The following is a 24987-nucleotide window of genomic DNA, read 5'->3' as shown; positions in this document are numbered from 1 at the left end:
CTCGCTTCGGGGATCTTGCTCGGGATACCTGAGAGGTTCCTGAGAGAGCGCCCGGACCGGCCGTGAGGCCGCTCCGCCGGGCGCCGTCAGCCGGAGGCCGGAATCCGCAGCCGGAGCACCGCGCCGCCGTCCGGCGCGTTGGAGGCGGTCAGCCGCGCCCCGTGGGAGCGGGCGATCTGGTCGGCCATGGCCAGCCCCAGTCCCGAACCGGGCAGCGAGCGGGCCGAGGCGGAGCGGTAGAAGCGGTCGAAGAGATGCGGCAGGTCCTCCTCGGCGACGCCAGGACCGTGGTCCCGTACGGCCAGCTCCGCCGCGTCGTCGGGCGCGGTGCCCAGCGTGACCGCCACTCGCCCGCCGGGCGGGCTGAACTTGCCCGCGTTGTCCAGGAGGTTGGCCGTCAGCCGGGCCAGCCGCGCGGGCACGCCCCGCACCAGAACCGGATCGCTCCCGGCGGCGGCCGGTGGTCCCTGCCGTCCCTCGTCGCCGGGCGCGGCCAGCCGGAAGGTGACGGCGGGCCAGTGCCGTTCGGCGGCCCGTACGCAGTGCTCCACCAGCGGCCACAGGGAGACCTCCTCCACGAGCGCCGGCGGCTCCTCGCCCCGTGCCAGGTCGATCAGGTCGCGTACCAGGCCCGACATCTCCGCCAGCTCGCGGTCCAGCGCGCCGACCGCGCGGTCGCGCTGGGCGTCGCTGAGCCGGTCGGCGCGGGCCAGCAGGGCGATGTTGGTGCGCAGGCTGGTCAGCGGTGTGCGCAACTCGTGGGAGGCGTCGGCGACCAGCCGCCGCTGGCTGGCGACGGCCTCCTCCAGTTCGGCGAGCATGGTGTTGAACGCCGCCGCCAGCCGGGCGATCTCGTCCGCGCCACCGGTCTCGATGCGGGGCGTGGGGTCCCGGGTCGCCGCGATGCGCTCGGCCGTCGCGGTGAGCTTGGCGACCGGGCGCAGCCCGGCCCGGGCGACGGCCCAGCCGAGGACTCCGGCGAGCAGCACCCCGCCCGCGCCGATCACCAGCAGGACGGTGCCGACCCGCCGCAGGCTGTCGCGCGCGGCGTCCGAGCGCACGGCGACCTGGAGGGCCGTGCCGTCCGGCAGCCGCGTGGTGTAGACGCGGGCGGGGAAACCGTGGACGCGGATGTCGGTGGAGAAGCTGCCGCGGCGGCCGCTCGCGACGTCGCGGGTGGCCGAGGTGACCGGCAGCGGGTCGTCTCCGCGCTCGGTGATGCGCCCGTCCGGGCGCACGGTCTGGGTGCACGCGGGGGCGGTGAGCCACTGGCAGCCGCCCGACTGCGCCCAGCCGCGCCCGGAGTGGACGAGCTGCCGGACGCGGGCCGTCTCGCGTTTGAGGGAGAGGTTCAGCTCGCGGTCGAGCTCATGCCGTACGGCGAGATACGCGCCCGCGCTGACGGCCACCACGACGAGGGCCACCGCGGCGGAGGCGGCCACGCCCAGCCGTGTCCGGAGCGTCACGCGGCGCCGGGGCGGCGTGCGGGGGGCCTTCCGGACCCCGGGGCCGTCCCCGCCGGTCGTCACCGGGCCTCCAGGCGGTAGCCGATACCGCGCACCGTGTGGATCAGCCGCGGCTCGCCCCCGGCCTCCAGCTTGCGGCGCAGGTAACCGATGTACACCTCCATCGAGTTGGCGCTCGGCCCGAAGTCCCAGCCCCACACCCGGTCCATGATCACCTCACGGGACACGACCTGCCCGGCGTTACGGACCAGCAGCTCAAGCACCGCGTACTCGGTGCCTGTGAAGACCATCGTCCGCTCGCCGCGCCGCCCGGTCCTGGTCTCGGGGTCCAGGATCAGATCCCCCGCGCCCCAGGGCGCGGCGGGCTCCGGGTAGGCCCTGCGGACCAGGGCCCGCAGCCGGGCCAGCAGCTCCTCCACGTCGAAGGGCTTGACCAGGTAGTCGTCGGCGCCCGCGTCCAGCCCGTCGACCCGGTCGGAGACCGCGTCGCGGGCGGTGACGACAAGAATGGGCACCCGGTCGCCCAGCGCCCGCAGCCGGCGGCATACCGCCAGCCCGTCAAGCCGCGGCATCAGGAGGTCGAGGACGAGGGCGTCCGGGCTCCACACCGCGGCCACCTCCAGCGCGTCCGCGCCATCGCGGGCGATGCCGACCTCGTAGCCCTCGATCTCCAGGGCCGCGCCGATCGCCTCGGCGACCTCCTGGTCGTCGTCCACGACGAGGACGCGCCGGGCCTGGGTGGACGGGCGGCCATGGGCCGCCGCGTCCCCGTGCGCGGGTGGCCGGCCGGGTGCGTGCATGCGGGCTCTCCCATTCGACGTCGTGCGCTGCCACGCCTCCGCGCGGGAGCCCGGGCTCGCGCCGGCAGATTCCGCACCCTAAGCGAAGGGCGTCCGCGGGCGGAAAACAGGAGCCCGCCGCCGACCGGCGGCTCACCCGTTCGGAACCAGCGCCCCCGGCGGGCGGCCTCCGGTGATGTGCGTGGTGCGCCCTACGCGCGCGTCGCGCTCATGTAGTCGGCCCAGACGCGCGGCGGAAGCGCGCTGCCGTGCCGTGTCGCGGCGCCGCCCACTCCCGCCATGGGCAGCAGTTGCGCCTTGCCCGGTGCCGTGCGGAACAGGGTCACCGCCGTCGACAGATCCTCGGTGGCCCCCACGAACCAGGCCGACTTCAGCCGGTCCTGTCCGCCCGTGCGGCCCGCGGCGAACGGGCCGAGACGCTCGGCCTTCGCCTGGTCCATGTCGCTCCGGCTCTTCTCCCCGACCTCCCGCAGGACGCCGGACACCGAGGCCGCCGTGTTCTGGCTCATCGCCCGGGTGGCCCGCGGCCGGTCGAGCCCGTCCACTGGCCGGCCGCCCTTGAGCACCTTCTTCACCGCGTACGGGTCATGGCGCATGCCGTCGTTGCCGAACGTGCCGTAAGCCGCCGCGAGTCGGATGGCGCTGGGCGTGGACGTGCCGATCGGGAAGGTCTTCTCCAGGGGGCCCATGCTCTTCTTGAGCAGTCCGGAGGCGGCGGCGGTGTCCCGCACCCGCTCCCAGCCCACGTCGCGGCCGAGCCGGACGTAGGTGGCGTTGCCGCCGGTCAGCAGCGCTTCGCGGAGCGTGGGACGCGACGCGTCGGGGTACTCGGCTCCTGTGCCGTCGCCGGTCCGCGCCGCCTCCGCGTCCTCGGGTGGGATGTCACCGTCGGCGAGGCGCAGGGTGCCATCGCTGCCGTAGAAGCTGTCGGGGGTGACGTCGCCCCACGCGCCGGTGCCGGGGTCGCCGGGGCGGGCGTCCACGCGGGTGCCGGACCCGGACCCGGTGTCCACGCCGTTGTCGAGGGCGGAGGCGAGGACGAACGGCTTGAAGGCGGAGCCGGCCGGAACCCCGGACGTGTCGGCGTTGTTCGTGAACTGCTTCGTGGCGTCGGGACCCCCGTACACCGCCGTGATGGCACCGTCCGAGGGGCGCACGGAGGCGGCGCCCGCGCGCACGTGCCGGTCAGCCGGGCGTTTCGCCGGGTCGATGGCCTGGCTGAGGGTGCCGTCAACGGCCTGCTGGAGCCGGCGCACCGCGTCCTTCTCGAAGGTGGTGTGGATCTCGTAACCGCCCTGCGCGAGGTCCTTGTCGGTGAGCCCGGTGTGCTGCTTGACGTTCTTGTTGGCGACATCGACCAGGTAGCCCGTCTGGCCGCGCAGGCTGGTGGACAGCGACCGCGCGCGGGGCTCGGGGAACGTCCGGTAGGTGTCCCGCTTTCGCTCGGAGAGCAGCCCCGTCTTGACCTGGCGGTCGAGAATCCACTTCCAGCGGTCCACCGCCCGCTGGTGATTGCCCCGGCTCAGTGCCGGGTCGTACTGTTCCGCCCCCTTGAGCAGGGCGGCGAGCAGCGCCCCCTGGCTGGGGTTGAGGTCCTTCGCCGGAATCCCGTAGTAGGCGTGCGCCGCCGCCTCGATCCCGTAGGCGCCGCGCCCGAACCAGCTGGTGTTCAGGTAGCCCTGGAGGATGTCCTCCTTGCTCTTCTTCCGGTCCACCTTCAGCGAGATGACGAGTTCCTTGACCTTGCGCTGGACCGTCTGCTCCTGGGAGAGGTAGGTGTTCTTCACGTACTGCTGGGTGATGGTCGACCCGCCCTGCGTCTCCTGCCCCCGGACCATGTTGACGCCCGCGCGCGCGAGGCCCTTGAGCGAGACTCCGGCATCGCTGTAGAAGGTGTCGTTCTCCGCCGCGATCACCGCGTTCTGGACGGCCTCGGGAACGGCGGACAGCGGCACGTTCTTACGGTTGACGTTGCCCAGGCTGACCATGTGCGTGCCGTCCGCCCAGTAGTAGACGTTGGCCTCCTGGCGGACCGCCGCGTTCTCGTCCGGTATCCCGATGGTCAGATAGACGTACGCGAACAGGCCGCTCAGGGCGCCGAGGAACAGCGCACAGGTGCCCAGCTGAAGCCGCCACGACGGAAGCCAGCGGCGGAAACCGGTTCTGCCGAGCCGCGGATAGTCGATGAATCGTCCGCGCGGGCGTCGGCCCCGGTTCCTCCGCTGGCTCAGCGCGGTCCGTACGAAGCTCATGTGTCGCCTTACTCCTTGAGGGGGCACCCGCCGTCAAGGCCGGGCCAAGGACCGGCACCGCCGGGCGCGGCATGCGCGCCCGGCGGCCGGAACCGGCGCGCGACCGTCGCGGAACCGCAGCTGGAAGGTGCCATGCGCCCCAGGCTGGCCTGCACTTATGAGGAAGTTGTCAGGTCGCCGTGCCCATCCCGTCAGCTCGGCCGTGCCCCGCACCCGGCGCCTAGTATCGGCACATGTGCGCAAACGTCATGATCGCCGAGGACGACGCCAAGCAGGCGGAACTGGCCCGCCGCTATCTGGAGAGGGAGGGGCACACCGTCACCGTCGTACGCGACGGCAGGGACGCCCTCGATCAGATCCGGCGGGACCACCCCGACCTCGTCGTCCTCGACGTGATGATGCCGCGCGTCGACGGGCTCGACGTCGTCCGCGTGCTGCGCGCGGAAAACCGGGACGTGCCGGTGCTGATGCTCACCGCCCGGTCCGCCGAGGACGACCTGCTGCTCGGGCTCGACCTCGGCGCCGACGACTACATGACCAAGCCGTACAGCCCCCGCGAACTGGTCGCGCGGGTCCGGACCCTGCTGAGGCGCAGCAGCCGCATACCCGCACCGCCCGCTGACCCCGTCCTCACCGTCGGGGGCCTGACCGTCACCCCCGACCGGCACGAGGTCGCCGTGGACGGTGGCCCCGTCGAGTGCACCCCCGGCGAATTCCGCATCCTCGCGGCCATGGCGGCGCGCCCCGGCCGGGTCTTCACCCGGCAGCACCTGCTCGCCGAACTGCACGGCTTCGACCGCTTCACCACCGAACGCACCGTCGACGCGCACATCATGAACCTGCGCCGGAAGATCGAGGCGGACCCCCGGCGGCCCGCCCGCCTCGTCACGGTCTTCGGCGTCGGGTACAAACTGACGGCCACCGAGCGCGAGACCCGGCATGGCGCGTCGTAAGCCGCGCGCCACCTCCCGCAGACCGCCGCTGCGCACCAGCCTGCTCGGCCGCCTGTTCGCCGTCTCCGCGCTCGTCGCCGCCTGCTCCGTCGCCGCCACCTCATGGCTGGCCGTCCAGGCCACCACCGGGGCCATCAAGCGGGAGCAGGGCCAGATCCTCGCCGACGACACCCGGATCTACGACAGCCTCCTCGGCTACGCGGCGACCCACCGCGACTGGAACGGCGCGGAGACGACCGTGCGTGAGCTCTCCCGTGAGACGGGCCGCAGGATCGCCCTCACCACCTTGGGCCGCGACCCGATCGCGGACTCCGCCGACGGCTCCACACCGCTGCCGCACCGCTCCTCGGCGGTCATCGACCCGCTGTCCGTGGACACCGCCTTCTCCACCAAGGACGCCGCGGACGACTCCACCGACCGGATCGACCCGCGAGCTGTCGGCCCCTTCCGGCTCCCGTCCGCGGACAGACGGCGGCTGGGCGAGGCCGCCGAGCAGAGGAGCGGCTGCCTGGAACAGATGGGCGTCGACGCCACCGTGGTCACCAGCCCCAGCGGAAGGCCCAGGGTCAAGCTCGTCAACGCGTCCGACACCGAGCGCGCCCCCAGTCTTCCCCCCGACTTGTGCGCAAACCCCGCACTGGACAGGGAGACGCCGACCGAGCACAGGGCGCTCGACCGGCTCAACTCGCTCGTGGACAGCTGCCTCGGCGGGTCGGGGGAGCCCGTCGTCCACGTCGGCCTCGACTTCAACTGGTACAAGACCGGGGCGGGCCCGGCCCGCAGCGACCAGCGGATCGCCTCCTGCGTGGCCGAAAGCCGCCGGGAGCAGCTGCGCGGCCATGTCGCCGCGCCGGTCCGGCTGTTCATCACCACGCCCGGTGAGTCACCCCGTTCCGCGTTCGACCTCTCGACGGCCAGCACGGTGAAGATCGCGGGAGTCGCCGCACTGGTGCTGGCGCTCACCATGGGAGCCTCCGTGCTGGCCGCCACCCCGCTCGTCCGCCCGCTGCGCACCCTCACCAGCGCCGCGCAGCGGATGAAGGACAGCGGAGAGACCGCCCCCGTGCCCATCACCACCAACGACGAGATCGGCCGGCTCGCCGCCGCTTTCAACGACCTGTCGGCGCACCGCGAGCGCCTCGAAGCCCAGCGCAAGGCCATGGTCAGCGACATCGCCCACGAACTGCGCACGCCCCTCAGCAACATCAGGGGCTGGCTGGAGGCCGCCCAGGACGGTCTCGCCACTCCCGACGAGGAGTTCATCGCCTCCCTGCACGAAGAGGCCGTGCTGCTCCAGCACGTCATCGACGACCTGAGGGACCTGGCCGCCGCCGACGCCGGGGCTCTTGCCCTGCACCCGCAGCGGGTCGAGGTGCGCGGGCTCCTCGACCAGGTCGCCGCCGCCCACCAGGTCCGGGCCGACACCGCCGACGTCACCCTCACCGTGACGGCGGGCGAGGGGCTGTGCCTGACGGCCGACCCGGTACGGCTGCGGCAGGCCACGGGAAACCTGGTCTCCAACGCGATCCGCCACACCCCGCCCGGGGGCGCCGTCACCCTCAGCGCGCACGCCGACGGCGCCGCCCATGCCGTCATCGAAGTCCGCGACACGGGCAGCGGCATCGCCCCGGATGACCTGCCGCACGTCTTCGAGCGCTTCTGGCGCGCCGAGAAGTCCCGCAGCCGGCAGTCCGGCGGCAGCGGCCTCGGCCTGGCCATCGTCCGCCAGCTCACCGAGGCGCACGGCGGCACGGTGACGGTCGCGAGCACACCGGGGGAGGGCTGCGTCTTCGCCCTTCGCCTGCCGCTGTGACCCGGCGGCGCGGCGGTGTGCGGCTCGCGCGGCCGTCGGCGCGCCAAGCGGTAGCGGCCGCCAGCCCCGAGAGCCGCGGCGCGTGGCGTAGGCGGCTGATCCCCACCCGTCCGGCGGCGTCCGCCCGGGTGGTTCTCACGCCAGGGCGCGACGTGCGCTCCGTCCCTGCCAGAAGACGCCCCAGTATGGCTTGATCTGACGAGCGGTAAGCGGTTTTGTCGCTACTGTCTACGACATGGGTGACGCCAGCCGGTTGGCCGGCTCCTCCGGTACGGGACCAGGGAGCGCTGCCCGTCGCCCGGCCGAACCCGGCTCCGACGCGGGCCCGGGCGGGGCGCTGGCCAGGTGACGCGCCTCGGGACAGCCGCTCGCGGGGCGAGCGGCTCGCGGGCGGATGGCCGGTACGCGTGCTGTCCGGCCGGGCGCCGCGGGCCATGATGCGACGGAGGTCTGTGTGAACGCCGTGCCGACGACCGGGCAGCGCCCGCGCCCATCCGGCGCGGCAGCGCCCCGCGCCATGCGCCGCTCAACGGCCTGTCCGTGATCCGGCGGTGGCGGCCCTGGTCGCAGCCCGCGCCCGTGCGCTATGTCCGCGCGCATCCCCGCGCGCCCGCCGGTGCGCAGGCGGTCGTCATCCTCGACGGTGAAGGCCGGGAGGTCGGGCGGCTCACCTTCCAGGTCTGCCATCCCTGCTCGGCCGGGTACATCTCCGACATCGCCATCGCGGCCTCCTGGCAGCGCCAGGGCCTGGGCCGTGAGTCGCTGCACCAGGCGCTCGTGTGTGACCAGGGGTATGCCTGGACGACGTCACGGCAGTCCGCCGCGGGCCGCAGGTTCTTCGCGGCCATGGCCGAGGAGACCGGCATGGCCTTTCCTGGCCAGAAGGACCGCTGCCCGCACATCACCGCCGCCCAAGGCACCGCCCACGACGCCACGTTGGGATGAGTCGGGATGAGCGGACGGGGGCGCGCGGTGGCCCCGCCCCGGCACCGCGTCAGCCCGCGTCAACGCTGCGTGTCGTCCAGGGCGATGAGCACCTTGATGTCGTCGGGCTGCGCGCTGAACGCGTCGGCGGAGTGTTCCAGCGGCACCCGCCGGGTGATGATCCGCTCCAGCCAGCCCACGTCGGCGCGCGCCAGTGCGTCGGCCGCCTGCTCGTAGTGCCGGAGGTTGGCGTTGACGGAGCCCACGACCGCGTCGTTCTCCAGGACCAGCTCGCGGTTGATGGCGCCCGCGTCGACGGTCAGCCGGCGCCCGGCCGGGGACACGCCGGTGAGGCAGACAACGCCGTACGGGCCGGTGCCCGCCATCGCGTCGAACACCAGCTGCCCGGCTCCCGTGGCCTCGATGACGATGTCGGGGCACACCTCGGACGTCACCTGGGCCATCTCCCGCGCGTGGTACGTCGCGCCCAGGTCGGCGACCAGGCCGGGCTTGGGGCCCTCGGTGACCTGGTCGAGGACATGCACGTCAAGGCCGCGCTGCACCCCCAGCAGGGCGGCCAGCAGCCCGATCGGCCCGGCGCCGGTGACCAGCACCCGGCGCGGCTCGAACCAGGCCCTCGCGCCCACCCGCTCCACTTGCTCCCACGCCTTGGCCACCACCGTCGTCGGCTCCATGAGCGCGCCCACCCGCTCCAGCCGGGGGTCGAGCCGGACGGCGTAGCCGGGTTCCACACACCACGCCTCACTGGCGTAGCCGTCGCGCTCCTTGATGCCCCGTTCGGTGTAACGGCCGTTGCGGCACATGTCGAACTGGCCGCGCGCGCAGGCACCGCACGGCTCCGGGTCCGGCCGCCGCACCACCCCCACCACCAGGTCGCCGGAGGTGAAACCGCTGCTCTCGGGCGCCTTGCGGACCCGGCCGACCGACTCATGGCCCAGAACCAGGCGCGCACGGCCCGGCGGGGCCCAGCCGTAGTCCCCGGCGACGATCTCCTTGTCCGTCCCGCACACGCCCACGGCCAGCCCGTCCACCAGCAGCTCGCCGGGGCCCGGCGCGGGGTCGGGCACGTCGTGTACTTCCAGCGACTTGGCGTGCGATGGCCGCACTGTCAGCGCGCGCATACGGTCTTCCCTCACTCGTGGGGGCCGGCCCCCACGTCCGGTGTCCTGGCCGCCGGGCCTAGTCGGTCGGCTCGGTGATGTGGGCGGTCTCGCTGACGTCCTTGCCTGGCTGTTCCTCCGGTTCCCGCCTCTCGGACTCCTGTCCCACGTCCTCCGGGTCGGGAACATCCACCACAGGCGGCAGGTCGGGTGTCAGTTGCGGCTCCTCGTCCTCCGCCGCTGTGTCGTGCTGTCCGGGCGTCCGGGGTGTTTCCTGTGCGTGCATGCGCACCGGGTACCCCGCCGCACGGATTTCACCTCCCCGATGACACGGGAGGACGAGCCGGTATCCGGCCGGGCCTTCCCGCACCCCCGGGAGCCGGGCACGCGCGGGGGCGCGGGCGTGGCGGGGTACGGGCGGGGGCTACAGGCAGTCGCGGGGCAGCGTCTCGTTCCAGGTGCGGGAGAACACCCGCCGGTCGTTCTCGTAGCCGTCCAGCGTCGCGTCCACGAAGAAGTCGGTCTCGCTGCATCGCAGCACCGTGTGGGTCTCCACCCGCACGTCCCAGTCACCGCGCCGGAACCGCATGGTCCAGGTCGCCTCGCCGCTGGCGGAGGTGAAGTCGTCCGCGATGGCGGAATAGCGCTCGTAGGCCCGGCGGCCGACATCCAGGCAGATCTCCTCGTACCTGACCATGCCCCGGTCCTTCACGATCTCCAGCTCGGACCGGTAGCTGACGAGGTCGCGCTTGACGTCCCAGCGCGTCTCGGGAGGAGTGAGCTGCGTGCTGCGCAGCGGCGGTGAGCCCTCCGGCTCGTCGAACGGCCGGTGGGACAGTTCGTCGGGCCGGTCCGCCGGGCGGATGGGCAGCGTGAGGGTGCTGGTTCCCTCGTACACGCTCAGCCGGACCGGCCGGGGCGGTGGCCAGGCCAGCGGCCAGTACGAGGTGGACAGGGACAGCCGGATGCGGTGACCGGCGGGGAACGCCTGCCCGACGCTGTTGAGCTGGACGGTCGCGCGGTACCGCTCGCCGGGCACCAGGTGCTCGGGCTCGCCGGTCCCGTCGCGCCTGGCGATGTTGAGCAGCCCGTAGGTGACCCGGGTGGCACTGCCGTCGGGGGCCACGTCGGACAGCCTGGCGGCGACCATGGCGACGGGTTCTGAGACCGACAGCTCCAGCTCGACGGTGGGTGACCCCAGGATCTCCACGCACTCGGCGAGCGGGTCGGTGTCGAAGACGAGCGAGCCGCCGTCCTCCTCGCGCTGGTCGTACGGCAGGTCAGGCGGCGCGTTGTACGAGGCCCACTTGCCCGCGAACTGCCCGACGGACAGCGGGGACTGCACGGTCAGCGGGCGCCGCGGCCAGCCCTTGGCCGGCGGGGCGTGGCCCGGGGTCCCGATGCGGTGCCGAGTGAGCGGGTGCGCGACGGACTTGATGTGCGGCGACGGCCAGCTGTGCTCGGCGACCCAGCGGCCGGGCCGCTCCTCGTAGGACGTGGACGGGGGCACGCTCTCCTGCATCCACGTCTGGAGCATCGGGCCGTCCATCATGCCGTTGTCCACACCCTTGAGCCAGTGGTCCCACCAGCGCACGACTTCCTGCAGATAGCCGATGGCGGGACCGGGCTCCCCCAGGTGCGGGAACTTGTGCGACCACGGGCCGATCAGCCCCCGGCGGGGCACGTCCAGGTTGCTGAGCAGGCGGCTGACCGCGTTGGAGTAGCCGTCCGCCCAGCCGCTGGACGCGAGGACGGGGCAGCGCACGGCCTGGTAGTCCTCACAGACCGAGGCGCGCCGCCAGTAGTCGTCGCGGCGCTGGTGGCGCAGCCACTCCAGCACCCACGGGCGGGTGTTCTCCAGCCGCTCGTGCCACATCTGCCGCCAGCGCCCGCCGACGACGGCCGGGTCAGGCGGGCAGGTGCCGTAGGCGAACATGGTGCCCGCCTCGGCCAGGTTGTCCGACAGCAGGGCGCCGCCCATGTAGTGCATGTCGTCGGCGTACCGGTCGTCGGTGAAGGACGCGATGACGATGGCCCGCAGGCTGGGCGGCTGCCGCGCGGCGACCTGGAGCGCGGCGAAGGCCCCCCAGGAGATGCCCATCATGCCGGTCTTCCCGTCGCACCACGGCTGCTCGGCCAGCCAGGCGAGGATCTCCTCGGCGTCGATCTGCTCCTGCTCCAGGTACTCGTCCCGCAGCACCCCTTCCGAATCGCCGGTGCCGCGCAGGTCCACCCGGACACAGGCGTAGCCGTGACCGGCCATGTAGGGGTGGTGGATCGAGTCGCGTACGGAGGTCAGGTCGCGTTTGCGGTAGGGGATGTACTCCAGCACCGCGGGCACCGGTTCGTCTTCCGAGGACGTGGGGCGCCAGATGCGTGCGGACAGGCAGGTGCCGTCGGACATGTGGATGGCGACGTGTTCTTCTTCCTTCGTCGCGTAGGGCAGGTTGCTCACGAAACGCATGCGGTGGGCTTGCTCCTTTCGCGTGACGGCGCGGGACGGCGTACCGGGAGCGGGGAAGGCCGGGAGCGGCCCGGCGCGGCCCCGGGCGCGGTGGTCACGCGTTCGTCTCGTCCCGGCCGCCGGGCACTGTCTCGTCGAAGGTGAGGTTCAGGGCCGCCACGCAGCGGTTGTACTTCTCCTTCAAGTCCTCCTCACTGTCCCCGCCGGTGAAGATGTGGGCCACCTCAAAGCTGTAGCTGTCCTGCTCCCGGGCGTCGGACAGGCGCTGCCCCTCCACAGGGATCACGTTGACCAGCACCCCGGGGATCTCACTCTCGATACGCTCGATGTCCTTCGGCGTCGGCACGTTGTGCACCACCCCGTCGGCGAACCACCGGTAGTACCACTTGGCCGCTGTCGCGTACGGACCGGCGTGGTGCGGCAGGCTGGGGTCCTCGCCCAGCGCCAGGCTGACCATGCAGTGGTGGTTGGGCACACCGTCGACGTACTCGAACAGGGGCGCGTGGGACTGGGAGTGCCGGGGATTGATCTCCAGCAGGTTGATCTCGTCGGTCCGCGGGTCGTAGAAGTACTCGATGCTGAAGGTGGCCGCGTCCATGCCGATCTGCCGTATGACCCGCTCGGAGACCTCACGCAGCCGGTACTGCACGGACTCGGGCAGCGTCGAGGGGTACTGGTGGCGCAGGAAGCAGGAGCAGTCGGGGTAGTTGATGGAGTCCAGTACGCCGTAGACGGTGATCTCCCCGTCGCGTACGTAGCCCTCCACCGCGACCTGGAGGCCGGACAACGCCTCCTCCGCCAGGCACACCTCGCCGCCGACTCCGGCCATCTCCGGCGGTAGTTCCAGCTGCTCCAGGACGTACGCGAAGGGCCGGCCGATGCGGCCGATGCCCTCGCGTATCTCCGTGACCGCCGCCTGGAACTCCTCCAGGTCGGCGACGCCGAAGGCCAGCTGGGACGAGTACGCCAGGGCGGGCTTGACCCACATGGGGAACCGCACCCCCTCGGGCGGCCGCGGGTCCGGTGCCGCCAGGTCCACCCGGCCGAAGCGCGGGTGTTCGTCGATGACCTTCCGCTGTTCCAGCCGGCTCCAGTACTTGTGCTCGCACTTGACGACGGACTCCAGGCTGGTGCTGCGGGTCCCGTAGCGCTTGCTCAGCATGGGGATGAGCGTGCTGACCGGGAAGTCCCAGAACCCCACGATCGCGTCGATGCTGCCGGGGAAGGCGTCGAGCACGCCCTCGGCCTTCTTGAGCAGGGCCTCTACGGAGACTTCGCCCTGCTGGAGTTCCTCAACGGTGAGCAGCCCGTGGAACCGGCAGTCCTTCGCGCCCGGTACATCGTGGAGGAGGGGCACATTCGCCTCGTCCAGACCGATCACGAAGACGTTCTTATCGCTCATCGACTCTACCTTCCGCTCGCGTCCAGGCCGCCGGGTACCCGGCCCTGTACACGTAATGCCTGGTCGCCGCCACTTGGCCGGGGCGCACGGGGGACAGGGCGTGGTGAGAGCGGGGGAAACCAGGAACCCGCGATTGAGCGTCCGCCCCGTGGGTACCCGGGCCGCCGCCGTCCGCCGCGGGCCCCGCCTCGCGGACCGGACGGCGGAACCGCCGGGGGCATGTGCTGATGGGCTGATCTCCGACGCGCTCCGTTTGGGAGCCCGCCCCGCCGGTCACAGGTGTGACGTTGCTGTCCCCGAGCACGGAGGAATGATGGGCGAGGCCAATCCCCTGAAGGCAGCCGCTGACAAGGTGACGAGCGCGCTGGGTGGCGGCACGGGGCCGGCTGACGGAGTCCCCGGCAAGCCGGGAGCGCGGACGCCGCCGGTGGACGAGCCGACCGAGGTGCGCGGGCCGCTGCCGCCCAAACCGGACCAGCGCGGCCCTGACACCGTCAGTCCTACGGGGCAGCCCACGGGGACGGAACAGGAGAGGCTGGCTCAGGGCGGCGCCTACCTGACCACGGCCCAGGGCGCCCGGCTGTACGACACCGATCACTCGCTCAAGGCAGGGGCCCGCGGGCCGGTGCTGCTCCAGGACCACCACCTGCGCGAGAAGATCACCCACTTCGACCACGAGCGCATCCCCGAGCGCGTCGTTCACGCCAGGGGCGCCGCCGCTCACGGCGTGTTCGAGGGCTACGGCACAGCGGCGAAGATCACCAAGGCCGCGTTCCTGGCCAAGGACGCCCAGACGCCGGTCTTCGTCCGCTTCTCCACGGTGCTCGGCTCACGCGGCTCGTCCGACACGGTGCGCGACACCCGGGGCTTCGCCACGAAGTTCTACACCAGCGAGGGCACGTTCGACCTGGTCGGCAACAACATCCCGGTGTTCTTCATCCAGGACGCGATCAAGTTCCCCGACGTCATCCACGCCGGGAAGCCGCACCCGGACCGGGAGATCCCGCAGGCGCAGAGCGCGCACGACACGTTCTGGGACTTCGTCACCCTCCACACCGAGGCGGTCCACCACACGCTGTGGAACATGTCCGACCGGGGCATCCCGCGCTCGTTCCGCATGATGGAGGGCTTCGGCGTCCACACCTTCCGGCTGGTCAACGCCGAGGGAACGACGACCCTGGTGAAGTTCCACTGGAAGCCGAAGCTGGGCGCGCACTCCCTGGTGTGGGAGGAGGCGCAGATCGTCAACGGGATGGACCCCGACTTCCACCGGCGCGACCTCGCCGACGCGATCGAAGCCGGTGCCCACCCGCAGTGGGAGCTGGGCATCCAGACCTTCCCCGACACCCCGGAGCAGACCTTCGAGGGCATCGACCTGCTCGACCCGACGAACCTCGTTCCCGAGGAACTCGCACCCGTACAGCCCATCGGCCTGATGACCCTCAACGCCAATCCGGTGAACTTCTTCGCCGAGACCGAGCAGGTCGCCTTCCACCCCGGGCACCTCGTCCCCGGTATCGACATCACCGATGACCCGCTCCTGAGCGGACGGCTGTTCTCCTACCTGGACACCCAGATCAGCCGGCTGGGCGGCCCCAACTTCGCCCAGCTCCCCGTCAACCGGACCCACGCGCCCGTCAACGACATGCTGCGCGACGGCATGCACCAGACCGCCGTACACGGCGGGACGGCGCCCTACCGGCCCAACTCCCTCGACGGCGGCTGCCCGTTCCTGGCCGGAGCGGACACCGGCGCGTACATCGAGGTACCCGTGCCGACCCCGGCCGCGCGGAAGATCCGCGACGCACCCGCCTCCTTCTCGGACCACTTCAGCCAGCCCCGGCGGTTCTGGCTCAGCATGACGGCGGTGGAGCGCGAGCACATCATCGGCGCGTACACCTTCGAGCTGAGCAAGTGCTACGAGCAGGCGGTCAAGGAGCGGGGGCTGAAGGTGCTCGCCAACATCGACCCGCGGCTGTGCGAGCAGGTCGCCGCCGGGCTCGGGCTGCCCGCCCCCGAGCCCACCGTCCCCCTGGCCTCCGTGGAGCCGAGCCCGGCCCTGTCCCAGCTGGGGCGGAGCTGGCCTCTGGACGGGCGGGTCATCGGCATCGTGGTCGACGGCAGCGGTGACCTGAACGGGGTGCGGTCCGCACGGCAGTCCGTACTCGACGCCGGGATGGTGCCGCTCGTGATCGCCCCGGCCGGCGGCAAGCTCGATACGGACGGCGACCCGGTCACGGTCCAGCGCACGTTCGCCACGGCCCGGTCGATCGAGTTCGACGCCATCCTCGTGGCCGGGGTGCCCGGACCCGGCGGCGACGCGTACGGCGCGCGGGACGCCAAGGCCGGTGACGAGGCGGCCCGGGCAGCCGCGGCGACCGATCCGCGCGTGCTGCTGATGCTGTCCGAGGCGTACCGGCACAGCAAGGCCATCGGCGGCTGGGCGGGCGCCGAGACCGTCTTCGCGGCGGCCGGTGTCCCCGCCGACGCGCCCGGCGTGGTCTCCGGCGACAGCGGCGCCGGGACCCTGGAGCAGGTCATGGGACTCATGGGCACCCACCGCGTCTGGGAACGCTTCCCCACGGCTGTCTGAGCCCGACGACCGGCCCGGCCCCGGGCGCCCGGCCCTGGCCCCGACACGTCCTGGGCCGGGCCGGGCGCTCGTGCGTGCTGCCGCGCCGGGGATGTCGGGGGACAAGTGTCACACCCCGGCCGTGCCGCATTAGTGGTAGCGTTGTTACAGACCGTTATTCCCGCTTGCTGATAGGCACTATGTGCCGTGAAGCCGCGCCACGATGTGCCTGGAGCCGCGCAGAGCGTGCCAAGGGCGCGGTGGAACGTGTCTGATCTGGTCGGAACCGACCGCGCGACCCGGACTGGCGTCCAGCCTCCGGGAGTGGCCTCCGGCCCTTCGCGAACGGTTCCTGGACCGTGCACCGTCGGGGCGGTTCGACGCCCACAGAACGCGATCAAGAATGCGATCAAGAACACGATCAAAACGCGCCGGCCGCTGCCTCAACGGGCGGCTTCGCCCGCTCAGGATGCGGGTGCCCGAGGCGCGAGGCATGTTGGTTGGTGTGCCGGGTAGCCGAGCGGTGGACGCTTGGCAGTTCCGGCGCCGAAAGGAGATTCCCGTGTTGATGGCTCACCCCGCGGTACTGAAGAGGCTCGTTGAACAGTACGAGGCCCTCCGGGCGCTGCATGCGGAAGCAGGTGACCCAGCAGCGCGCCAGCGGATGGAAGATGTTGCCTACACCCTGTGCGTGTCCACCGGAACGCGGGACGTCGACACCGCGCTGATCTCAGCCAAATACCAGCTGCCCGGAGCCAAGGTCCGGGACGACTCCATCCTGAGCTCAGCGGGTGGCGGCGGTTCGCACCAGTCGATATCCAGCGAGGTCTGACCCGGCGGACGTGCGGTGAGGACGACGGCCCGGCGCGGCACGACTGCCGCGCCGCGGGGTCGTACGGCCTCGCGAGCCGGCCTGTCAGGAGCGCGCGGCGGATCTTGTAGCGTTCGGCGAGGCCCAGCTTCCGTCAGGCAGCAGTCGCTGCCGGAGGACCTCGATGCGCAGCACCCCGCCCAGCCGCCGCCTTCTCCTCGCCGCTTGTCTCGCAGGTGTGACCGCCCTCGCCGTGGTCGCGGCGCTCGCGCTGTCCGGCTCCGACGGCGGCCCGCCGGGCGGCGGCCGCGACAAGCGCGATGACCGTGACAACACGGCCCGGCACGTCACTGGAACACTGCCTGACGGCGCCCGGTACGTCATGGACGTACCGGCCGACTGGAACGGCACCGTGCTGCTGTACGGCCACGGGATGGTCGCCGGCACGCCTCCCGGCCAGCCGAACCCCGCCAAGAACGTGCCGGACGTCGGCGACACCAGGAAACGGCTGCTCGGTGACGGTTACGCGCTCATCGGTTCCTCCTACGCCTCCACGGGCTGGGTGCCCGACAGGGCGGTCCCCGACCAGATGGCGACGCTGAGAAGATTCCAGCAGAGATTCGGCCCGGCTGACCGGACCATCGTCTGGGGCGCGTCCCTCGGCGGCATGATCAGCAGCAAGATCGCGGAGCGGTACGGGAAGCAGATCGACGGATCACTGGCCCTGTGCGGCACGGAGGCGGGCGGCGTCGCCCGCTGGAACTCCCAGCTCGACCTGACGTTCGCGCTGCGCACCCTCCTCGCTCCGCACAGCCGCCCCCGGCTGGCCGCCTTCAGGAGTCCGGCCGAGGCACACGCCTCGGCCGTCGCGCTCACCAGGGCGCTGCACCACGCGCAGCGCTCCCCGGGCGGCCGGGCCCGTATCGCGCTGGCGGCGTCCCTGGCGGGCGTCGCCGGGTACAACGCGCCGGACCAGAAGCGGCCGGGAACCGGTGACTGGAAGACCGTGGAGGCCAACCAGTTCGCGGTGATCTCCAAGCTGCTGATCCGCTCGTCCACGACGTGGCGCCAGGAAGCCGAAGGCCGCGCGGGCGGCGGCATGTCCTGGAACACCGGGATCAACTACACCGCACGGCTGGCCCGTTCCCCGCACGCCGCCGGGGTCAAGGCGCACTACGCGGCGGCCGGGCGCTCGCTCGGCAAGGACCTGAAGGCCCTGGGCGGCGCTCCGCGTATCAAGGCCGACCCCCGGGCCGTCGCCTTCATGGCCCGCACCTCCGCCTTCACCGGCAAGCTGACCAAGCCGCAGCTCAACGTCCACACCATCCACGACGGCCTGGTGCCCGTACAGAACGAGGACGCGTACGGCGACACCGTCCGCAAGGCCGGGGCTTCCCGGCTGCTGCGTCAGACCTACGTGGACCGCCCCGGCCACTGCACCTTCACCGAGGGCGAGCTGCTCACCGCCATCAAGACGATCGACCACCGCATCGCCACCGGCCGCTGGGGTGACACCGGTCCGCGCGCCATGAACGCCCGCTCCGACGACCGGGGCGGGTCCCGTGGCACGCGCTTCGTCGCGTACACCCCCGCCCCGATGCCGCGTGCCTTCGACCTCACCGGGCCACCGCGCGAGGGCTGACGCGGTCGCGAGTACGCCGGGCCCAGGCAGGGGTGCCCCGTCAGGGGCGCGGGGGGCCGCGCGACCAGCCACGACGGACCCGCGGCCCGCGACGCACGGACAGGGCCCCCTCCCCACCACGATCCGCCCGATCCGCCGGACACGGCTTATCGGACGGCACGGAAGGTGCGGCGGTACGCCGCTGGCGCGACGCCGATGGCGGCGTGCAGATGCTGCCGCAGCGACGCGCCGGTCGCGAACCCCACCTGACCGGCGATCTGGTCCACGGACAGATCGCTGGATTCGAGCAGTTGGCGCGCCCGGGAGACGCGCTGCTGAATGAGCCACCGTCCGGGGCTCACCCCCACCTCGTCGTGGAACCTGCGCGCGAACGTCCGCATGCTCATCCGCGCGTGCCCCGCGAGGTCGGCCAGCGCCAGCGGCAGATGCAGCTGCTCCAGCGCCCATTGCCTGGTGGCGGCCGTGCCCAGCGCGGACGGCTCGGGAACAGGATGCTCGATGTACTGCGCCTGGCCGCCGTCACGCCACGGCGGGACCACGCACCGGCGGGCCACACGGTTGGCGACCGCGCTGCCGTGGTCGTTGCGTACGACATGCAGACAGACATCGACACCGGACGCGGCCCCGGCCGAGGTGAGCACATCCCCGTCGTCGATGAAGAGCACTCCGGGGTCCACCGCCACCCGCGGAAACAGCCGCCGGAAGCTGTCGGCCAGCTCCCAGTGCGTCGTGGCCGTGCGTCCGTCGAGCAGCCCCGCCGCCGCCAGGACGAAGGCACCCGTGCAGATCGACACGATGCGGGTGCCCGGCGGGATCAGCGCGAGCGCCGCCGTCACCGCGGGGGCCGGTGGCGCGGTGGCCAGCGACAGGTCGAACGGCGGGATCACGACGGTCCCGGCCGTGCGCAACACCTCCGGGCCGCGCTCGACACCGATGGTGAAATCCGCGTCGCTGCGCACCGGGCGGCCATCGACGGTGCAGGTGAGCACCTCGTACCGGCCGTCGGCTGAGCCGAAGATCCGCTGGGGGATGCCGAGTTCGAAGGGGTAGACCCCGTCGAGCGCCAGCACGACGACACGATGCATGGCACGATCCTATCGAACGTTGACCATCTTGCCATGGGCATCGTGGCTGACTGACGGCACTGTTGGAGTCATGAGTACACGGAGCACCATGCGCGCGATGAGTCAGAGCATCCTCGGCGGGCCCGAGGTGCTGGAGGAAGTGGAGCTGGAGCGCCCGCGGCCCAGGGTGAGTGAGGTGCTGGTCCGGGTGCACGCGGCAGGGGTCAACCCGACGGACTGGAAGCACCGGGCGAGCGCACGTTTTCTTGGCCAGCCGCCGTTCGTCCTCGGCTGGGATGTCTCCGGGGTGGTCGAGGAGGCCGGTCCCGGCGTCACCTTGTTCCAGCCGGGCGACGAGGTCTTCGGCATGCTGCCCTACCCGTATGGCGCAGGCGCCCACGCGGAATATGTCACGGCGCCCACACGCGTGTTCACGCGCAAGCCGTCCCGGATCGACCATGTGCAGGCGGCGGCTCTGCCGCTCGCCGGGCTGACCGCGTGGCAGGCCCTCGTCGACACCGCGCGGGTGGAGCCGGGGCAGCGCGTGCTGATCCACGCGGCGGCGGGCGGCGTCGGCCACCTCGCCGTGCAGATCGCCAAGGCGCGCGGCGCGTACGTGATCGGCACGGCCAGTGCGGGCAAGCACGAGTTCCTGCGCGGGCTGGGGGTGGACGAGACGATCGACTACCGGGCGACCGACTTCGCCGAAGCGGTCAGCGACGTCGATGTCGCGCTCGACACCATCGGCGGCGACTACCGTGGCCGCTCCTTGCGCACCCTCCGGCAGGGCGGACTCCTGGTCTCCATCCTGCCGTACGAGGAGCAGCAGCTCAGCGATGAGGCCGAGCGGCTCGGGGTGCGGGCGAAGACACTGATCGTCGAGGCGGACCACGCCGGGATGGACGCCCTCGCCGGACTGGTCGAGGCGGGCGAGCTCCGCGCGACCGTCGCCGAGACCTTCCCGCTGGCAGAGGCGGCCAAGGCCCATGAGCGGGGGGAGACCGGCCGGACCACGGGGAAGCTGGTCCTCGTCGTGCGGTGAGGCCGCCGGCCGGAACCGCCGGACGGGCCGGAACCACCAAGTGGCGGCGGGCGGGCACGTGCTGAGGCCGGGCACGTTCTCCCGCGTGCCCGGCCCGTGGCGCGCGCCCTGCCGACGGGGTCAGCGGGGTGGCCGGGGCGTACGGCCTGCGGGCCATGGCCGGAGGCGCCCGGCGCCGCGAGGTCCGCCGGTCAGCACCGCCGTGGCTTGGTCCAGGAGCATTCCAGGTCGGCGGCCGGGGCGGCGGACCGGTCGGTGCCCGGCCGGACGGCCTTGACGTGGTCCTCCTCCGAGGAGGCGAGGGTGACCACGATGGCGTCCTCGATGCTCTTCACCGACGGGGCCAGATGGTTGTTCAGGACGATGCTGTAGACCAGTTCGCGGCCGCCCGCGTCGGTGACGTAACCGGACAGCGCCGACGCGCCGGTCAGTGAGCCGGTCTTGGCGCGCGCGTTGCCCTCCGCCGGTGTGCCGCACATCCGTGAGCGGAGCGTGCCGCCCGCCATCCGGTCCGGGGCGCAGGCCACCGGCAGTGAGGCGTGCCAGGCGGGGTACCAGGGGGCGTCCCGTACGGACAGCAGCAGCGTGGAGAGCTGGCCCGCCGTGAAGTTGTTCAGCCGTGACAGGCCCGAGCCGTCCACCTGGCGCAGCGTGCCGGTGTCCACGCCCTCCTTTTTCAGGAATCCGCCGATCGCCGCGAGCCCCGCGCTCCAGGTGCCCGCGCCCGACGTCTCGTAGCCGATGGTCTTGGTCAGTACTTCGGCGTGGTTGTTGTTGGACAGCTTCATGAACGGGACCATGAGCTCCGACAGCGGCATGGAGCGGTGCCTGGCGAGCGGCTTGGCGTCCTTCGGTGTCGGCTTGCCCAGCCGGGTGCCGCCGCTGACGCGCACGCCGTGCTCGGTGAGCGCGTCCCTGAACACCTCGGCGGCGTATCCGGTGGGCTCCCAGACGCTGACCCATTGCTTGGTCGTGGCGGCGCCGACCGGGATGCCGCCGCTGACGGTGAGGGTGTTGCCGCCGTGCTGCCGCTCCACGGAGAGCGTCTGGCGCTCACCCTTGGCGACGGTGGTGGCCCGCAGGTCGATGCCCGCGTAGTCGGTGTCCGGGGTGACCCGCGCCTTCGGTGCGGCACCGGGCCGGTCGCCGGGGGAGACCTGGACGACGACGGTGCCCGCGTCGTAGTCGGTGTCGGGGGCGAGCGTGAGCGGCGAGATCTGCGCCGAGTAGTACGAGGACTCGTCATCGGCCGCCCACGACCGGCCCAGCCGCTGGGTGTCGAACCGGGTGTCGTCGGCGATCAGCCGCCCCGTGACCCGCTTGATCCCGGCGTCCGCGACCCGCGCGGCCAGCGCCTGGTAGTCCTTGGCGAGCATCGTGGGGTCGCCGGTTCCCCGCAGATACAGATTCCCCCTGAGCACCGGGCCGCCGCGTCCGCCGTCGGTCAGCACGTCGGTGCTGAAACGGTAGGCCGGGCCCAGCAGTTCCATGGCGGCTGCCGACGTGGGCACTTTGGTGTTCGACGCGGGCATCAGCCGGTCAGCGGGCTGGTGCTCGTAGCGGATGTCTCCCGTGGCGGCGTCGGCGACCACCACGCTCGCCGAGCCGCCGTCCATGCGGGGGTCGGCGAGGATGACGTCGATGGCTTCCGTCAGGCGGGTCCGGGAGGTGTCGGCGCCCGCGGGCGCGCTCCAGCTCAGCGTGGACAGCAGGCCGATGACGAGCGCGAAGGCCCCGGCGCGACCAAGGCGGTTCTTGCGACTCACGCGATGCGCGGCTCTCCTCATGCCACCGGAGCATCCCGCATGACGGGCCGTCGCGACAGTACGCCGCCCCCGGTGGCCGCCGGGTCCGCACCGTGGCGGCCCAAGTGGCGGCATGCGGCGTACGGCGTGCCCGGCGCGGCGGCCGGCGGCCGCCCGCCGCGCCGGGGCGGGCTCACACGGTTGCGTCCAGGTCCTCGGCGTAGTGCTCGATGGCCTTCCTGTACTGCCGCACATGAGGGTCCTGGCTGGTGGCGGCCACCAGTCGCAGCAGGGTCCGTATCGACTCGTGATGCTCCTGGGCGTTGAACAACGCCATCGCGAGAAACGTCCGCAGGGCCCCGTCGTCGGGATACTCCGCCACCCCTCGGCGCAGCGTCTCGACGGCCTCGGCATACCGGCCGAGTACGCGGTAGGTGCTTCCCAGGCCGAGCAGCGCGCCCCGGCGGTCCTCGGCCCCCAGACCGGTCGCGTGCAGGGACCGTTGGTAGTACGTGACGGCCTCGGCTTCCAAGCCCAGCACATCGTGGGACCAGGCCGTCTGGTAGGCCACCTCGGCGTCGTCGGGGTGTTCGGCGGCGAGGGCCAGCAGCCGCTCGCGGGCCTCTTCTTGCTGCCCTTGCTCGCGCAACCGCACGGCCTCGGCTAGCAGGTCGTCTCTCGTAGGCGCACTCATGCAGGCATCGTCGCAGGTCCGGTGGCGCGGGCTCGGAAGTCTTCCGGGGGGAGGGAAGCGCGCGAGCCGCGAGGAGACCGGTGCCGACCGCCGTCCCGCCGCCGTCCCGCAGCCGTCCCGCAGCCATCCCGCGCCGGACGCGTCCGATGAGGTCACCGCGGGTGTCAGGACCGCGATCCACCCGCTCGCCTCTCGTCTTCGGCCATCCGGGGGTTGGCGCGTGTCCTTCCGAACAGGTGCCGCGTTTGTCCCGGAGAAACCGATGATTCGTGCGGGCGGAGAGGGCGGCTATGCGGCGTTTTGGATCGCTCACCTGGCGCGGCCTGCGTGGCCGCGTCGCCGCAGTGGGCACCCGGCGGGCCACCACGGACTGGCGGAAGTTCGCCCTCGTCTCCACGCTGGCCGCCATTCTGGCCGTGGGCACGATGCTCACCACGACCGCGGCGGGCGTACCGGTCTCCTTCGCCGTCTCCGGCAGCACCTTCAAGGTCTCGGCGCACCGCATGGAGGGCCAGGGGGCCCAGCAGTACGCCTCCTTCACCAAGGACTCGGCGGGAAAGCGCCGACCGGTGGCCGTGGCCGTCATCCGCGAGGCGCGCATGTACCGGCTGTGCCAGTCATCGGTAGCGCACACCCCCTTCGGCGCGGTCACCCTCCTCATCCGCACCAGCGCCAAGAAACCCGTCGAGGCGCGGAACCTGGTGCTCGACCTGGCACGGCTTGAGGGAGACATGTCCTTCGGCAGCGTGGAGATGGGCCGCGACGCCTCATCGCTCGACGCCGCACAGGGGCGGCCAGGCGCACGCGGGGCCTACGGACAGCAGTCCCAGACTCTCAACGTCGACCGGTTGCGACTGCGCTCATGGTCGGTGACAGCGGGGCTGTTCAGCCTGAAGAACGCCCGGATGTACGTCCTGCCGGGGGAGCACCCGTGCTTCTGACCGACGAGGAGTCCCAGGCCGGCCGCCCGGACGAGGGCGCCGGTGCCGAGTCCGGTGCGGGCACGGTCGGCGCCACCTCGGCTGACGGCACGGCCGGCGCCGTCGGCCATGTCGGGCCGCGGTGGCGGGCACGGCCGGTGGCGGCAGGCGTGCTGGTGCTCGGCGCCGGTCTTGAGATCGCCTACTTCCCGCTGGGCCGCCCGAGCTTCCTGGCCATGCAGGGGTTCGGCGGTGCGGCGGCACTGCTGATCGCCCTCGCCCTCACGGCCTGCGCGGTCCACATGCTGCTCTGTCCGGCACAAGCGCGGTTCAGCGGATGGCTGGCGATCGCCGTGGGCCTCATCTCCTACCCGATGGCCAACCTCGGCGGGTTCCTCGTCGGGATGCTGCTCGCTCTCGTCGGCGGCGCGCTCGCCACAGCCTGGCGCCCGGCAGTCAGATGACCGGGGGCACGCGCCGTCAGCGCCGCCCACAACAGCCCGCCACCACGCTGCTGTGGACCGCGCTTCTGCTGGCCGCACACTCGGCGGTCGCGGTCCATCCCGCCACAGCCCCGGCAGGCGGCGCCCCCGAGACCCCGCTGGCGCCCGCGCTCGCGGGCTTCCCCACCCAGCGCACGGAGCCGGACGGTGCCGCGTACGCGAACACGCGGCAGGCGGCGGACTCCCCGGACAACCCCCTGCCCGCAGCGTGCGAGAAGCGCGCACTTCCGACCCGCACCCCGGGCTCCGGCGGACAGACACACCGTGCGGCGCAGGCTCTCGCCGCCTGCCTGGGCGGTGCTGACGGCTACCCACCCGAAGCCCGGGATGAGGCGGAGTCAGGCCAGGGAAGCGACCACCGTCGAGCTGACGTCCCCGGCGGCCCGGTCGGCGAGCGGGTCCTGCTGCGGGCGAGGACCATCACCGTCACCGGGCTCTTGTGCTCCGCGCCGTTCTCCCCGCGCGCCGCCGGCACCTGCCGGGCCCACTCACTCGTCGCCGAACACCTCCGCCTGCGGTACGCCTCGGCCGACGGCACGGGCGGCACCTGCACCACAGCCCGCCGCATCACCTTGACCGGCGACGTGCGGCTGCGCGCCGAGTTGCTCCAGGGGCGCGCCTTCGGGCTGCTGCCGCTCGCGGTCAGCACCTACGCGCTGCCGCCGGTGCCGATCCCGCACATCGTCCTCACCGACGTCCGGGCACAGGGACTCTGGGTGAGCGCGACCCGCGCCGAGGGCGACCACATGAGGCTGGGAACCGCCGACCTGTGCGCCACGGGACATGGCTGAGTCACCCG

General features: G+C 72.4%; 20 protein-coding genes. 10 read left to right on the top strand and 10 right to left on the bottom strand.

Annotation, left to right across the window (positions count from 1 at the left end; all coding sequences use genetic code 11):
- Positions 1 to 86 precede the first annotated feature (86 nt).
- The 3 genes from AC5P1B_RS20250 to AC5P1B_RS20240 all read right to left on the bottom strand — a co-directional run bounded on the left by AC5P1B_RS20250 (position 87) and on the right by AC5P1B_RS20240 (position 4518).
- Positions 87 to 1442: a sensor histidine kinase gene (locus AC5P1B_RS20250; protein WP_493888720.1), complete on the bottom strand. Its 1356-nt coding sequence runs from the start codon at positions 1440 to 1442 to the stop codon at positions 87 to 89.
- An 83-nt stretch (positions 1443 to 1525) separates the two neighbouring features.
- The gene (locus tag AC5P1B_RS20245; protein WP_493888719.1) at positions 1526 to 2266 is read right to left on the bottom strand and encodes a response regulator transcription factor; all 741 of its coding nucleotides are present in this window, start codon (positions 2264 to 2266) and stop codon (positions 1526 to 1528) included.
- Positions 2267 to 2457: 191 nt separating this feature from the next.
- Positions 2458 to 4518 (bottom strand): transglycosylase domain-containing protein, encoded by a 2061-nt coding sequence (locus AC5P1B_RS20240; protein ID WP_493888718.1) that lies wholly within the window; start codon positions 4516 to 4518, stop codon positions 2458 to 2460.
- Between the two features lie 233 nt (positions 4519 to 4751).
- Here AC5P1B_RS20240 and AC5P1B_RS20235 point away from each other — a divergent pair, with 233 nt between their 5' ends.
- The 3 genes from AC5P1B_RS20235 to AC5P1B_RS20225 all read left to right on the top strand — a co-directional run bounded on the left by AC5P1B_RS20235 (position 4752) and on the right by AC5P1B_RS20225 (position 8229).
- On the top strand, positions 4752 to 5471 hold the full coding sequence (locus tag AC5P1B_RS20235) for a response regulator transcription factor (RefSeq protein ID WP_493888717.1): 720 nt from the start codon (positions 4752 to 4754) through the stop codon (positions 5469 to 5471).
- Positions 5458 to 7284 carry a sensor histidine kinase gene (locus AC5P1B_RS20230; protein WP_493888716.1) on the top strand — a complete coding sequence of 609 codons (1827 nt, stop codon included), beginning with the start codon at positions 5458 to 5460 and terminating at the stop codon, positions 7282 to 7284. The genes AC5P1B_RS20235 and AC5P1B_RS20230 overlap by 14 nt, the downstream gene beginning before the upstream one ends.
- Positions 7285 to 7863: 579 nt before the next feature.
- Positions 7864 to 8229, top strand: coding sequence for a GNAT family N-acetyltransferase (locus AC5P1B_RS20225; protein ID WP_493888715.1), 366 nt, complete (start codon positions 7864 to 7866; stop codon positions 8227 to 8229).
- A gap of 59 nt (positions 8230 to 8288) precedes the next feature.
- Here AC5P1B_RS20225 and AC5P1B_RS20220 read toward each other — a convergent pair whose 3' ends face one another.
- The 4 genes from AC5P1B_RS20220 to AC5P1B_RS20205 all read right to left on the bottom strand — a co-directional run bounded on the left by AC5P1B_RS20220 (position 8289) and on the right by AC5P1B_RS20205 (position 13195).
- On the bottom strand, positions 8289 to 9350 hold the full coding sequence (locus tag AC5P1B_RS20220; protein WP_493888714.1) for a glucose 1-dehydrogenase: 1062 nt from the start codon (positions 9348 to 9350) through the stop codon (positions 8289 to 8291).
- A 58-nt stretch (positions 9351 to 9408) separates the two neighbouring features.
- Complete coding sequence (locus AC5P1B_RS20215; protein WP_493888713.1) at positions 9409 to 9615, bottom strand: hypothetical protein; 207 nt, start codon at positions 9613 to 9615, stop codon at positions 9409 to 9411.
- A gap of 138 nt (positions 9616 to 9753) precedes the next feature.
- The gene (locus tag AC5P1B_RS20210; protein ID WP_493888712.1) at positions 9754 to 11793 is read right to left on the bottom strand and encodes a CocE/NonD family hydrolase; all 2040 of its coding nucleotides are present in this window, start codon (positions 11791 to 11793) and stop codon (positions 9754 to 9756) included.
- A gap of 94 nt (positions 11794 to 11887) precedes the next feature.
- The gene (locus AC5P1B_RS20205) at positions 11888 to 13195 is read right to left on the bottom strand and encodes an ATP-grasp domain-containing protein (RefSeq protein ID WP_493888711.1); all 1308 of its coding nucleotides are present in this window, start codon (positions 13193 to 13195) and stop codon (positions 11888 to 11890) included.
- 313 nt (positions 13196 to 13508) lie between these two features.
- On the opposite strand from AC5P1B_RS20205, the gene AC5P1B_RS20200 reads away from it, so the two are divergent.
- The 3 genes from AC5P1B_RS20200 (at position 13509) to AC5P1B_RS20190 (ending at position 18220) form a co-directional block, all read left to right on the top strand.
- Positions 13509 to 15788, top strand: coding sequence for a catalase (locus AC5P1B_RS20200; RefSeq protein ID WP_493888710.1), 2280 nt, complete (start codon positions 13509 to 13511; stop codon positions 15786 to 15788).
- 541 nt (positions 15789 to 16329) lie between these two features.
- Entirely contained in the window at positions 16330 to 16599 is a 270-nt protein-coding gene (locus tag AC5P1B_RS20195; protein ID WP_493888709.1) for a DUF5133 domain-containing protein, read from the top strand.
- A 163-nt stretch (positions 16600 to 16762) separates the two neighbouring features.
- Positions 16763 to 18220: an alpha/beta fold hydrolase gene (locus AC5P1B_RS20190; protein ID WP_493888708.1), complete on the top strand. Its 1458-nt coding sequence runs from the start codon at positions 16763 to 16765 to the stop codon at positions 18218 to 18220.
- Positions 18221 to 18366: 146 nt separating this feature from the next.
- On the opposite strand, the gene AC5P1B_RS20185 is transcribed toward AC5P1B_RS20190, so the two are convergent.
- Positions 18367 to 19305, bottom strand: coding sequence for a GlxA family transcriptional regulator (locus tag AC5P1B_RS20185; RefSeq protein WP_493888707.1), 939 nt, complete (start codon positions 19303 to 19305; stop codon positions 18367 to 18369).
- Positions 19306 to 19375: 70 nt separating this feature from the next.
- Here AC5P1B_RS20185 and AC5P1B_RS20180 point away from each other — a divergent pair, with 70 nt between their 5' ends.
- The gene (locus AC5P1B_RS20180; protein WP_493888706.1) at positions 19376 to 20326 is read left to right on the top strand and encodes an NADP-dependent oxidoreductase; all 951 of its coding nucleotides are present in this window, start codon (positions 19376 to 19378) and stop codon (positions 20324 to 20326) included.
- A 191-nt stretch (positions 20327 to 20517) separates the two neighbouring features.
- On the opposite strand, the gene dacB is transcribed toward AC5P1B_RS20180, so the two are convergent.
- Complete coding sequence (gene dacB, locus AC5P1B_RS20175; protein WP_493888705.1) at positions 20518 to 22113, bottom strand: D-alanyl-D-alanine carboxypeptidase/D-alanyl-D-alanine endopeptidase; 1596 nt, start codon at positions 22111 to 22113, stop codon at positions 20518 to 20520.
- Positions 22114 to 22264: 151 nt separating this feature from the next.
- The gene (locus tag AC5P1B_RS20170; protein WP_493888704.1) at positions 22265 to 22765 is read right to left on the bottom strand and encodes a tetratricopeptide repeat protein; all 501 of its coding nucleotides are present in this window, start codon (positions 22763 to 22765) and stop codon (positions 22265 to 22267) included.
- Positions 22766 to 23055: 290 nt separating this feature from the next.
- On the opposite strand from AC5P1B_RS20170, the gene AC5P1B_RS20165 reads away from it, so the two are divergent.
- Genes AC5P1B_RS20165 through AC5P1B_RS20155 form a run of 3 tightly spaced genes read left to right on the top strand, consistent with a single transcriptional unit; the run spans position 23056 to position 24979 of the window.
- The gene (locus AC5P1B_RS20165; protein WP_493888703.1) at positions 23056 to 23706 is read left to right on the top strand and encodes a DUF6230 family protein; all 651 of its coding nucleotides are present in this window, start codon (positions 23056 to 23058) and stop codon (positions 23704 to 23706) included.
- Positions 23697 to 24149 (top strand): DUF6114 domain-containing protein, encoded by a 453-nt coding sequence (locus AC5P1B_RS20160; RefSeq protein ID WP_493888702.1) that lies wholly within the window; start codon positions 23697 to 23699, stop codon positions 24147 to 24149. Before AC5P1B_RS20165 ends, AC5P1B_RS20160 begins: the two co-directional genes overlap by 10 nt.
- Positions 24146 to 24979 (top strand): hypothetical protein, encoded by an 834-nt coding sequence (locus tag AC5P1B_RS20155; protein ID WP_493888701.1) that lies wholly within the window; start codon positions 24146 to 24148, stop codon positions 24977 to 24979. The genes AC5P1B_RS20160 and AC5P1B_RS20155 overlap by 4 nt, the downstream gene beginning before the upstream one ends.
- Positions 24980 to 24987 lie beyond the last annotated feature (8 nt).

This window comes from Streptomyces sp. A01, from assembly GCF_059026195.1.
The sequence above is the reverse complement of the archived record's forward strand: the minus strand, read 5'-3'. Positions and strand labels throughout refer to the sequence as shown.